The organism is Paraburkholderia sp. GAS82, assembly GCF_050436285.1.
In the GTDB taxonomy this organism is placed as follows: domain Bacteria; phylum Pseudomonadota; class Gammaproteobacteria; order Burkholderiales; family Burkholderiaceae; genus Paraburkholderia; species Paraburkholderia phenazinium_B.
On sequence record NZ_JBNDLX010000001.1, the window covers coordinates 590,449 to 601,953 of the forward strand.

An 11,505-nucleotide genomic window follows, 5' to 3' on the forward strand; every position below is an offset into this window, starting at 1 on the left:
TCACCGTCCGCTTCGTGGGTTTGCGGCGGCATAGGCTTGCCGCGGGTGCGAAAGCGGAGCCGTCCGCAACACCTGGAACCCGGCGGCGCTGCGGCGCCGCCCATATAGCCAGCCCAACGTCCGCCTGGACGGGCATATTTGCCGCACGTCCGGGGCCGGCCGAATTCGTGATAATTTGCGTCAAACGCAGCCGCGACGCGGCCGCATGGCGTCGCGCGCGGGGTGATCGATCCCGGCCTCGCGTTTCACCGTGAACAACATCTGATGAAACCCGTAATTGCCCTTGTGGGGCGCCCCAATGTGGGGAAATCCACGCTATTCAACCGTCTCACGCGCTCGCGTGATGCGCTCGTTGCCGACCTGCCGGGTCTCACACGCGATCGCCACTACGGCGAAGGCCGCACCGGCGAGCGCCCGTACCTCGTGGTGGACACCGGCGGTTTCGAACCGGTCGCCAAAGACGGCATCCTCCATGAGATGGCGCGCCAGACCCGTCAGGCAGTTGAAGAATCGGACATCGTCGTGTTCATTGTTGACGGCCGCAATGGTCTCGCGCCACAGGACAAGTCGATTGCCGACTATTTGCGCAAGGTTGGCCGGCCGATTTTCCTCGTCGTCAACAAGGCCGAGGGGATGAAGTACAGCGCGGTCGCCGCGGACTTCTACGAACTCGGGCTCGGCGATCCGCGCGCCATTTCGGCGGCGCACGGCGACGGCGTGACCGAGATGATCAACGATGCGCTGGAAGTCGCATACGCGGGGCAACCGGAAGAGAGCGACGAGGAAAAGGCTGCGCGCGGCATCAAGATCGCCATCGTGGGCCGTCCGAACGTCGGCAAGTCGACGCTGATCAACGCGCTCGTCGGCGAGGAGCGCGTGATTGCGTTCGACATGCCCGGCACCACGCGCGATTCGATCTACGTGGATTTCGAGCGTCAGGGCAAGCCCTACACGCTGATCGACACCGCTGGCCTGCGCCGTCGCGGCAAGGTGTTCGAAGCCATCGAAAAGTTCTCGGTGGTGAAGACACTGCAGTCCATTTCGGACGCGAACGTCGTGATCCTGCTGCTCGACGCCCGTCAGGACATCTCCGACCAGGATGCGCACATTGCCGGTTTCGTGGTGGAGCAGGGCCGCGCGCTAGTTGTTGGCGTAAACAAATGGGATGGTCTCGACTCGCATGTGCGCGAGCGCACCAAAGCGGATCTGGAGCGCAAACTAAAATTTCTCGACTTTGCGAAATTTCACTTTATTTCAGCGGCCGAAAAGTCGGGGATTGGGCCGTTGATGCGCTCGGTTGACGACGCCTATGCGGCGGCCATGTCCAAGCTGCCGACACCGAAATTGACGCGCGCACTGATCGACGCAGTCGAATTCCAGCAGCCGCGCCGGCGGGGTCCGGTTCGTCCGAAGCTGCGTTATGCGCACCAGGGAGGCCAAAACCCGCCAATTATCGTGATTCACGGCAATGCGCTCGACGCGATCACGGAAACGTATAAACGCTACCTCGAAAATCGCTTCAGGGAAACTTTCGGGCTGACTGGGACTCCATTGCGCATAGAGTTCAGATCGTCGACGAACCCTTACGCGGACAAAGGCTGAAACCCGCGTGTGTGTTGGGTTTGGCCGGATGGCCAGGTCACTCGCGCAAAAACGAAAATCGGCTATAGTGTAGCGGTTGACGGCGGATTTCTTTTTCTTCGTCGTCAATTTAGTCAACCTGCAAAAAAATACGGAGTTTGCTATGAGCAACAAAGGGCAATTGTTACAAGACCCGTTTTTGAACGCACTGCGTAAAGAGCATGTGCCGGTGTCGATCTATCTGGTCAACGGCATCAAGCTTCAAGGGAACATCGAATCGTTCGACCAGTACGTCGTGTTGCTCCGGAATACGGTTACCCAGATGGTCTACAAGCACGCCATTTCCACTGTCGTGCCTGCCCGCCCGGTAAATTTCCACCCGGATTCCGAACAGTCCTAACCTCTCGTCGCGGCCGGCGTAGTGTCGCCCGTTGGCGATCTCTCCCGGCCGCTTCATTTTGATACCCTCCAATTTGACCAACGCAGCGCTTGTCGGCATCGACTTCGGTAAGATCGATTTCGAAGCCAGTCTCGAAGAACTCAGCCTGCTCGCGCAAAGCGCGGGCGCGACTCCCCTCGTTACTCTCACCGGACGCCGCTCCAGCCCCGATGCCAAAATGTTTGTCGGCAGCGGCAAGGCGGAAGAACTGCGTCTTGCGTGCGAGGCGAACGACATTGAACTCGTCATCTTCAATCACGCGCTTGCGCCGGCCCAGCAACGTAATCTGGAGCAGGCGCTTAACAGGCGCGTGATCGACCGCACGAGTCTGATTCTCGATATTTTTGCGCAGCGCGCCCGCAGCCATGAAGGCAAGCTGCAGGTCGAGCTCGCACAATTGCAGTACCTGTCCACGCGGCTGATCCGCGCATGGACCCACCTGGAGCGGCAAAAAGGCGGTATCGGTTTGCGCGGTCCGGGTGAAACGCAGCTTGAAACCGACCGCCGGCTGATCGGCGAGCGCATCAAGGCGTTGAAGACGCGGCTCGAAAAACTGCGCCGCCAGCACGGCACGCAGCGGCGCGCCCGCGAGCGCAACCGCACGATGTCGGTGTCGCTGGTCGGCTATACGAACGCGGGCAAGTCCACGCTGTTCAATGCGCTCACGAAGGCGCAGGCGTATGCGGCGGACCAGTTGTTCGCCACGCTCGACACGACCTCGCGGCGCGTCTATCTCGGCGACGAGGTGGGGCAGGTGGTGGTGTCCGATACGGTCGGCTTTATCCGCGAGTTGCCTCACCAGCTGGTGGCAGCGTTTCGCGCCACGCTGGAAGAAACGATTCACGCCGATCTGCTGCTGCACGTCGTGGATGCATCTAGCGCCGTGCGCCTCGACCAGATCGATCAGGTCAACGAGGTGTTGCACGAAATCGGTGCCGACACGATCCGCCAGGTGCTGGTGTTCAACAAGATCGACGCCGTGCCCGAGCTGGCGGCCCGAGGCGACACGGTTGAGCGGGATGAGTATGGTAATATTTCGCGCGTCTTTTTGAGCGCGCGAACCGGGCAGGGACTGGAGACACTGCGCGCTGCCATCGCCGAAATCGCGGCTGCCGACACTCTTCCCGACGTGCAGCATGCAGAGCCAAACGCGCCACAAGCGCCGGAAGAAGGCTGGCCTGCAGAATCACGTGACGACCGCAAGGTCCCCGAACTCGGGCACTGACCCGTTCCAAATTGCACTGACCCGCTGTCTACTCTGGTGAACGAACACAGGTGAACGATTACAACGTGCGGAGTATCTGGCTGCGCCTGCGCGCCACTCTTTCGATGAACGATCCGCGCTGGGGCCGGGGTGACGGCAATGGCGACCGGCAACGTCCGAACGACCCGAAGCGTCCGCAGAACGGCAAGGATGGCGACGGTCCGCCCGATCTCGACGAGATGTGGCGCGATTTCAATCGCCGCCTGAGCAGCATGTTCGGCCGCAAGGGCACGGGTGGCGGCGCAGGCCGCCCTGACAATGGGCGCGGTGCGCGTATCGGTGTCGGTATCGTCATCGGCGTGCTGATCGCCATTTATCTCGGCAGCGGTGTGTTCGTGGTGCAGGACGGCCAGGCCGGCGTCGTAACCCAGTTCGGCAAGTATCGCTATACCGCGGCGCCGGGCGTGCACTGGCGTCTGCCGTATCCGTTCGAAGCGCACGAGCTCGTCAATGTCGGCGACGTGCGTTCGGTGGAGATTGGCCGCAACAATATCGTGCGTATGGCGAACGTCAAGGACGCCGCGATGCTCACGCATGACGCAGACATCGTCGATGTGCGTTTTGCCGTGCAGTACCAGGTGCGTAGCGCGACGGACTATCTGTTCCGCAGTGTCGACCCCGACCAGAGCGTGACGCTCGCTGCGCAGGCGGCCGTGCGCAGCATTGTCGGCGCGCGCAGCACCGACGATATTCTCTATCAGGATCGCGAAGCAATTCGCCAGCAACTCACCGATGCGATCCAGCATTCCCTGGACGAATCGCAGACCGGTCTCGTCGTGACCGGTGTGACGATTCAAGGTGTGCAGGCGCCTGAGCAGGTGCAGGCCGCATTCGACGACGCAGCGAAAGCGCATCAGGACCGTGAACGCGCCAGGGCCGATGCTCAGGCGTATGCCAACGACCTGTTGCCGCATGCGCAGGCTGACGCGGCGCGCCTCGTCGACCAGGCCAAGACCTACAGCGACCAGGTGGTGGCGCAGGCGCAAGGCGATGCCGAGCGCTTCAAGCAGGTCTACGAGCAGTATTCAAAAGCGCCGGCGGTGATCCGTGAGCGCATGTACCTGGACACCATGCAGCATATCTATTCGAATTCGACGAAGGTATTTGTCGACAGCAAAGCCGGTAACAACGTGATGTACCTGCCGCTCGACAAGCTGGTCGAGGCCACCCGTCAGCATGCTGCCGATGCTGCTGCGGCGAGCGCTGCTTCCGGCAGCTCGGCCGGTTCCGCCGTCGGCCTGAACCAGGGTGCGCAAAGTACTCAGGGAGCCCAGGGCACGCAGGATAGCCAGGCCGCGAGCAATACCCCCGCACCTGCTGCAGCGGCCTCGGCCGCCGCGGCAGCGAGCTCGGCCAGCGAGGCCGACGCTGCCAGCGATCCGCTGCGCTCGCGCGACGCGTTCCGCAGCCGCGGTCGCGAAGACGACATCCAATGAGGCGAGCGAACATGAATCGAATCATTGCGCTCATCGTCGTTATCGTCCTTCTGCTGTTTGCGGCGTCGTCGACGGTATTCGTGGTCGATCAGCGTCATATGGCGGTGCTGTCCGGACGCGGCGACGCGACTCCCGAACTGCTCGGCCCGGGGCTGCATGCAAAGCTGCCGCCCCCGCTGCAAACACTGATGCTGGTGGACAGCCGGATCCAGACGCTCGATACGCCGGATGAAGACCGCTTCGTCACGTCTGACAAAACCGACTTGCTGGTCGACTCCGTGATCAAGTATCGCGTGACCGACCCGCTCAAGCTGTTCGACCAGACCAAGGGCGACGAACAGACGTTGCCGGACCGGCTCGCCTTGTTGTCGCGCAGTGCGCTCGGCGATGCGTTTGCAAAGGTCACGCTGTCCGACGCCCTGGCCAAACAGCAGGCGCTTGCGGACGACGCGCGTGGCGCCATGTCCGCCGCGGCGGCGTCGCTAGGCGTGGAAGTGATCGACGTCCAGTTGGCCCGGATCGATTTCCCGGCTGCGATGGCTGACTCGGTCTACAAGCGCATGAGCGCCGCGCGCGAGCAGGCGGCCAGCGCAGAGCGCGCCAAGGGCGTGGCCGAGGCCGATCAGATCAAGGCCGACGCGGCCAACCGGCAGCAGGCATTGCTCGCGGACGCGTATCTGCAGGCGCAGACGATCAAGGGCGAGGGTGACGGCAAGGCCGCCTCCATTGCCGCCGACGCATATGGCCGCGATCCCCAGTTCTACCAGTTCTACCAGAGCATGCTGGCTTACCGGAACACCTTCAAGCCGAACGACGTGATTGTGGTCGATTCGAGCAGCGAGTTTTTCCGCTTCATGCGTAGCCCGGACGGTGAAATGTCACCGGACGCCGCCGCGGCAGCGCGCAAACACTGATTACTGGAGCGCCGCGGCACACGTATCGCGGCACCGCCACTCGCATGGATATAGCCGGCTCGTTATTGCTTGCGATCGCATTGATGCTGATCATCGAGGGGATGTTCCCCTTCGTTTTTCCGAGCGCCTGGCGCGACACGTTCCGTAAAATGTCGGAACGCCCGCCGCAGCAGATCCGCATTGGCGGACTGATTGTGATGGCGCTGGGGCTGATACTGCTATTTATCGTCACCTGAAGGCGCGAGCGGTTCGGGTTGCGATTTGGCGCGGGGCGCGCGTCGCCTGCCGGCGCCGCCGCCACCGCATGCATGTACGCATGCCCCGGCTGGCCATTCACTCTCAATTACCGGCGCGGCGAGGCGCCGTGTTCACCGTCGTAGGACTGTATCGATGTCGACCTGGTTACTTCCCGAGAATATTGCCGACGTGCTGCCGTCGGAAGCCCGCAAGATCGAAGAGTTGCGGCGTCATCTGCTGGACCGTTTTCGCGTCTACGGTTACGAGATGGTCATGCCGCCGCTGCTCGAGTATCTCGAGTCGCTGCTGACGGGCGGGGGCCACGACCTCAATCTGCGCACTTTCAAGCTGGTCGACCAGTTGTCGGGCCGCACGCTGGGCCTGCGCGCCGACATGACGCCGCAGGTGGCGCGCATCGACGCGCACCTGCTGAACCGTCAGGGCGTGACGCGCCTGTGTTACGCCGGCAACGTTCTGCACACGCGTCCGCGTGGCCTGCATGCCACGCGCGAACAGATCCAGATCGGCGCGGAAATCTACGGCCACGCCGGGCTCGAAGCAGACCTTGAGATCCAGCAGTTGATGCTCGACGCGCTGCGTCTGGCGGGTCTCGCGAAGGTTCGTCTGGACCTGTGCCATGCGGGCGTGCTGGCGGCCCTGATCGACGCCGAACCGGCTGCGCAGGCTTTGGGTGAATCGCTCTATGAAGCGCTCGCCGGCAAGGACGTGCCGCGTCTGGCGGAATTGACGACTGAACTTACGCCGGTAGTTCGCGATGCGCTGCGTGCGTTGCCGTCGCTCTATGGCGACGCATCCGTGCTGGAGGAAGCGCGCGAGCGTCTGCCTGGCACACCGGAAATTGCCCGCGCACTCGACGATCTCGCGTTCCTCGCCAGCCAGGTCGAGGGTGCGGAAGTGATGATCGATCTCGCTGACCTGCGTGGCTATGCGTACCACAGCGGCGTGATGTTTTCGGCCTACGTGGACGGTGTGCCGAACGCGGTCGCGCGTGGTGGCCGTTACGACCACGTCGGCCAGGCGTATGGCCGGGCCCGTGCGGCTACCGGCTTTTCGCTCGACCTGCGTGAAGTGGCGCGTATCTCGCCGGTCGAAGCGCGCAGCAGCGCGATTCTCGCGCCGTGGCAGCACGATGACGCCCTGCGCGCCAGTGTGGCCGCATTGCGCGATGCGGGCGAAGTGGTGATCCAGGCGCTGCCGGGTCACGACCACGCGCTCGATGAATTTGCCTGCGACCGCGTGTTGGTCGAGCGCAACGGCGCGTGGGTTGTCGAACCCCACGCCTGAGCGGCGAAACCTGAGCGGCAAAACGTTCGCCAGAACGAACGCAAAGCGATCGATGCGGTGAGCCGCCGCATCACTTCGATATACCTAAGATAACGTCCATACCGTTGAGCGGAAACGGAAAAATTCGGAAGCTTCCGCGAACATAGGTAGAATACGTTTTTAACCAGCATACGAAACAACATGTCTGCCAGCGCTGCGAATGTGAACCCCGGACGTAACGTCGTCGTCGTGGGAACCCAATGGGGTGATGAAGGCAAGGGCAAGATCGTCGACTGGCTGACGGACCACGCTCAAGGCGTCGTTCGCTTCCAGGGCGGTCACAATGCCGGTCACACGCTTATCATCGGCGGCAAGAAAACCATCTTGCGTCTGATTCCGTCGGGCATCATGCATCCCGGCGTGGCGTGCTACATCGGCAATGGCGTCGTGTTGTCGCCGGAAGCGCTGTTCAAGGAAATTGGCGAGCTCGAATCCGCGGGCGTTGATGTGCAAAAGCGCCTCTTCATTTCCGAAGCCACCACCCTCATCCTGCCGTATCACGTTGCCATCGACCAGGGCCGCGAAAAGCGCCGTGGCGCGGCCAAGATCGGCACCACCGGCCGTGGCATCGGCCCGGCTTACGAAGACAAGGTGGCGCGCCGCGGCTTGCGCGTGCAAGACCTGTTCGATCCGGAAAGCTTCGCCGAACGTCTGCGTGAAAATCTCGATTACCACAACTTCGTGTTGACGAAATACCTGGGCGTCGATGCGGTCGACTTCCAGCAAACGCTCGATACGATGCTGAGCTACGCCGACCGTCTGAAGCCGATGGTCACGGACGTATCGCGTCGCCTTTACGACGAAAACGCCAAGGGCAACAACCTGCTGTTCGAAGGCGCGCAAGGCACGCTGCTCGACATCGACCACGGCACGTATCCGTTCGTCACCTCGAGCAACTGCGTGGCCGGTGCGGCTGCCGCAGGCGCGGGCGTCGGTCCGCAAAAGCTGAACTACATGCTTGGCATCACCAAGGCGTATTGCACGCGTGTCGGTTCGGGCCCGTTCCCGAGCGAACTGTACGATGCGGATAACGTCGATCGTCAGGACCAGATCGGTCTGACGCTGGCTACGGTTGGCAAGGAGTTCGGCTCGGTCACCGGCCGTCCGCGCCGCACTGGCTGGCTCGACGCCGCTGCGCTGCGCCGCTCGATCCAGATCAACGGCATCTCGGGCCTGTGCATAACCAAGCTCGACGTGCTCGATGGCCTCGACGAAGTGAAGCTGTGTGTCGGCTACAAGGTCGACGGCAAGGACTGCGATATCCTGCCGCGCGGTTCGACGGAAGTGGCGCGTTGCGTGCCGGTGTACGAGACTTTCGGCGGCTGGAAGGAAAGCACGGTCGGCATCAAGGAATGGGACAAGCTGCCTGCCAACGCGCGTGCTTATCTGACGCGTGTGCAGGAAGTGGCTGGCGTGCCGATCGACATGGTTTCAACTGGCCCGGATCGTGACGAGACGATTCTGCTTCGTCATCCGTTCAAGGTTTAACTCATGACGCAGGGTGTACCGATGATTGCGATGAAAGACCCGCGCAATGACGACAAGAACCTGTGGGTTGGCTGGGACGAGTATCACCGCCTGATCGAACTGCTGGCGCTCGCTGTGCACGATTCGGGCTGGAAGTTCGACAAGATCCTGTGCCTCGCGCGCGGCGGTCTGCGCGTGGGCGATCAGCTCTCGCGTATCTACGATCTGCCGCTGGCGATCCTGGCCACCAGTTCGTACCGTGAAGCCGCGGGCACGGAGCAGGGCGAACTCGACATTGCCCAATACATCACGATGACGCGCGGCGAGCTGTCGGGCAACGTGCTGCTGGTCGACGACCTCGTCGATTCGGGCGTGACGCTGGCGCGCGTGCAGCAGCATCTGAAAGAGCGCTATCCGGCCATTACGTCGGTGCGCTCGGCGGTGCTCTGGTACAAGGGCTGCTCGAAGGTGAAGCCCGACTACCACGTGCAGTTTCTGCCCACCAATCCGTGGATTCATCAGCCGTTCGAGGAATGGGACACTGTGCGTCCGCATAATCTCGGCGCCTGGATCAAGCGCGGTACCGCGCAGGAATCCTCGGGTCAGTGATGGACGCCGGCTTGTCCGGCGTATGCGGCGAATGAGCAAGAACGGAGCCAGGTTAGGCTCCGTTTTTTTTCGCGCGCAGGTTGATGAGAAAGCGCCTGACAGCGCGATGACAAGCGGCTGACGGGTTCGTAGCACGGTGCTAAACTTCGCGGGCTGTCCACGTGGTGTACGCACAACAGGCCGGGGCGCTACCTTACAGTCAGTTTAGAATAGCGCTCGTTTTTTTCCGCTCAGGAACGGATACCTCGCGTTTATGACAGATACCCATCACGCGCACAAACAGCCTTTGCCTGCACTCGCACTGGCCGCGGTCGGCGTGGTATTCGGTGACATCGGCACGAGTCCGTTGTATTCGCTGAAAGAGGCGTTCAGCCCGGCGCATGGCATCCCGCTGACCGAACAATCCATCCTCGGTGTGATCTCGCTGCTGTTCTGGGCGATCGTGATCGTCGTCAGCATCAAGTACGTGCTGTTCGTGATGCGCGCCGATAACAACGGCGAGGGCGGTGTGCTGGCGCTGATGGCGTTGGCGTTACGCTCGGTCGATCCAAAGAAGAAGCTCGCGGGGCTGCTCGTAATGCTCGGCATCTTCGGCGCTTGCATGTTCTACGGCGATGCGGTGATCACGCCGGCCATCTCGGTGATCTCCGCGGTCGAAGGGCTGGAGATCGCAGCGCCTAACCTGGCCCATCTGGTGTTGCCGCTCACCATCCTTATCCTGATCGTGCTGTTCTGGATCCAGCGGCACGGCACGGCCATGGTGGGGCGCCTGTTCGGACCGATCATGGTGGTCTGGTTCGCGGTGATCGGTGTGCTCGGCCTTGCGCATATCGTGCAGGCGCCCGCCGTCATCCGCGCGCTCAATCCGTACTATGCCTATTCGTTCATGGCGGCGCACGTGCTGCAGGCGTATGTGGTGCTCGGCTCGGTAGTGCTGGTGCTGACCGGCGCCGAAGCGCTGTACGCCGATATGGGCCACTTCGGCGCCAAGCCGATCCGGCTGGCCTGGTACTGTCTCGTGATGCCTTCGCTGGTGATGAACTACTTCGGCCAGGGCGCGCTGCTGATGCACGACCCCAAGGCCATCGAAAACCCGTTCTTCCTGCTTGCGCCCGACTGGGCGCTGCTGCCGCTCGTGGTGCTCTCCACGGTGGCCACCGTGATCGCCTCGCAGGCGGTGATTTCCGGCGCCTATTCACTGACGAGCCAGGCCATCCAGCTTGGCTATGTGCCGCGCATGAAGATCCTGCATACGTCGGATCTCGCGATCGGACAGATCTATGTGCCAGTGGTGAACTGGATGCTGCTCTTCATCATCCTGTGCATCGTGGTGGCCTTCAAGAGCTCGGACAATCTCGCGGCGGCGTACGGTATCGCGGTGACGGCTACGATGGTGATCACCACGATCCTCGCCTGCGTGGTGATGGTGAATGTGTGGAAGTGGAACAAGCTGGCGGTCGCGCTGATTATCGGCGGCCTGATGGTGGTCGATCTCGGCTTCTTCGGTGCGAATCTGCTGAAGGTCGAGGAGGGCGGCTGGCTGCCGTTGGGCATCGGCGCGTTGCTGTTTTTCCTGCTGATGACCTGGTTCAAGGGCAGGATGATCGTCAAGGAACGCACGGCCGCCGACGGTATTCCGTTGATGCCGTTCCTGCAGGGTTTGCTCGCGCATCCGCCGCATCGCGTGTCGGGCACGGCCATCTATCTGACGGGCAGCGATGTGCTGGTGCCGGTGAGTCTGCTGCACAACCTGAAGCACAACAAGGTGCTGCATGAGCGCACCATTTTCCTGACTTTCGCGACGCTCGATATTCCTTATGTCGAAGACGCGGATCGCGTCACGGTCAAAGAGATCGGCGGGGGACTGTTCCTCGTGAAGGCGGCATACGGTTTCAACGAGACGCCCGACGTGAAAGCGGTGATGACCGATGTGGGCCGCACGCACGATATGACCTTCGAACTGATGGATACGTCGTTCTTCCTCGCGCGGGAAACGGTTGTGCCGACACAATTGCCAGGGATGTCGGTGTGGCGCGAGCGGGTGTTCGCATGGATGCATCAGAACGCGGCCAAGCCGACCGATTTCTTCAGTATCCCGGCCAATCGTGTGGTGGAGTTGGGGACGAAGATCGAGATTTGAGTTTCGATGCCGTCCTTGCCGGGGTTGTTCTGCTGGCAGGGCGGTCAATGAAAAAGCCCACGCAGATGCGATCT

Annotated in this window: 10 protein-coding genes; all 10 read left to right on the forward strand. The window is 62.0% G+C overall.

What is annotated here, in order from left to right; all coding sequences use genetic code 11:
* The first annotated feature begins 264 nt into the window (after positions 1-264).
* On the forward strand, positions 265-1,602 hold the full coding sequence (gene der / locus P3T17_RS02640) for a ribosome biogenesis GTPase Der (RefSeq protein ID WP_074266017.1): 1,338 nt from the start codon (positions 265-267) through the stop codon (positions 1,600-1,602).
* A gap of 142 nt (positions 1,603-1,744) precedes the next feature.
* The gene (hfq, locus tag P3T17_RS02645) at positions 1,745-1,981 is read left to right on the forward strand and encodes an RNA chaperone Hfq (protein ID WP_006051315.1); all 237 of its coding nucleotides are present in this window, start codon (positions 1,745-1,747) and stop codon (positions 1,979-1,981) included.
* A 31-nt stretch (positions 1,982-2,012) separates the two neighbouring features.
* Positions 2,013-3,245 (forward strand): GTPase HflX, encoded by a 1,233-nt coding sequence (gene hflX / locus P3T17_RS02650; protein WP_254368816.1) that lies wholly within the window; start codon positions 2,013-2,015, stop codon positions 3,243-3,245.
* Positions 3,246-3,295: 50 nt separating this feature from the next.
* Positions 3,296-4,720, forward strand: a complete 1,425-nt coding sequence (gene hflK / locus P3T17_RS02655) for an FtsH protease activity modulator HflK (protein WP_429404539.1) — start codon at positions 3,296-3,298, stop codon at positions 4,718-4,720.
* A gap of 11 nt (positions 4,721-4,731) precedes the next feature.
* Positions 4,732-5,634, forward strand: a complete 903-nt coding sequence (hflC, locus tag P3T17_RS02660) for a protease modulator HflC (RefSeq protein WP_429404541.1) — start codon at positions 4,732-4,734, stop codon at positions 5,632-5,634.
* A 44-nt stretch (positions 5,635-5,678) separates the two neighbouring features.
* Positions 5,679-5,870, forward strand: coding sequence for a DUF2065 domain-containing protein (locus tag P3T17_RS02665; protein ID WP_074264195.1), 192 nt, complete (start codon positions 5,679-5,681; stop codon positions 5,868-5,870).
* 154 nt (positions 5,871-6,024) lie between these two features.
* On the forward strand, positions 6,025-7,176 hold the full coding sequence (locus P3T17_RS02670) for an ATP phosphoribosyltransferase regulatory subunit (protein WP_074264196.1): 1,152 nt from the start codon (positions 6,025-6,027) through the stop codon (positions 7,174-7,176).
* A gap of 180 nt (positions 7,177-7,356) precedes the next feature.
* Entirely contained in the window at positions 7,357-8,703 is a 1,347-nt protein-coding gene (locus tag P3T17_RS02675) for an adenylosuccinate synthase (protein ID WP_074264197.1), read from the forward strand.
* Between the two features lie 3 nt (positions 8,704-8,706).
* Positions 8,707-9,291 carry a phosphoribosyltransferase gene (locus P3T17_RS02680; RefSeq protein WP_074264198.1) on the forward strand — a complete coding sequence of 195 codons (585 nt, stop codon included), beginning with the start codon at positions 8,707-8,709 and terminating at the stop codon, positions 9,289-9,291.
* A gap of 253 nt (positions 9,292-9,544) precedes the next feature.
* Positions 9,545-11,431 carry a potassium transporter Kup gene (locus tag P3T17_RS02685; protein ID WP_429404543.1) on the forward strand — a complete coding sequence of 629 codons (1,887 nt, stop codon included), beginning with the start codon at positions 9,545-9,547 and terminating at the stop codon, positions 11,429-11,431.
* The last annotated feature ends 74 nt before the right edge of the window (positions 11,432-11,505 follow it).

Excerpts from the sequence above, each read along its gene's own strand:
- der (WP_074266017.1), top strand. The coding sequence starts at position 265 with ATGAAACCCGTAATTGCCCTTGTGGGGCGCCCCAATGTGGGGAAATCC.
- hfq (WP_006051315.1), top strand. The coding sequence starts at position 1,745 with ATGAGCAACAAAGGGCAATTGTTACAAGACCCGTTTTTGAACGCACTG.
- hflC (WP_429404541.1), top strand. The coding sequence starts at position 4,732 with ATGAATCGAATCATTGCGCTCATCGTCGTTATCGTCCTTCTGCTGTTT.
- P3T17_RS02665 (WP_074264195.1), top strand. The coding sequence starts at position 5,679 with ATGGATATAGCCGGCTCGTTATTGCTTGCGATCGCATTGATGCTGATC.
- P3T17_RS02670 (WP_074264196.1), top strand. The coding sequence starts at position 6,025 with ATGTCGACCTGGTTACTTCCCGAGAATATTGCCGACGTGCTGCCGTCG.
- P3T17_RS02675 (WP_074264197.1), top strand. The coding sequence starts at position 7,357 with ATGTCTGCCAGCGCTGCGAATGTGAACCCCGGACGTAACGTCGTCGTC.
- P3T17_RS02680 (WP_074264198.1), top strand. The coding sequence starts at position 8,707 with ATGACGCAGGGTGTACCGATGATTGCGATGAAAGACCCGCGCAATGAC.
- P3T17_RS02685 (WP_429404543.1), top strand. The coding sequence starts at position 9,545 with ATGACAGATACCCATCACGCGCACAAACAGCCTTTGCCTGCACTCGCA.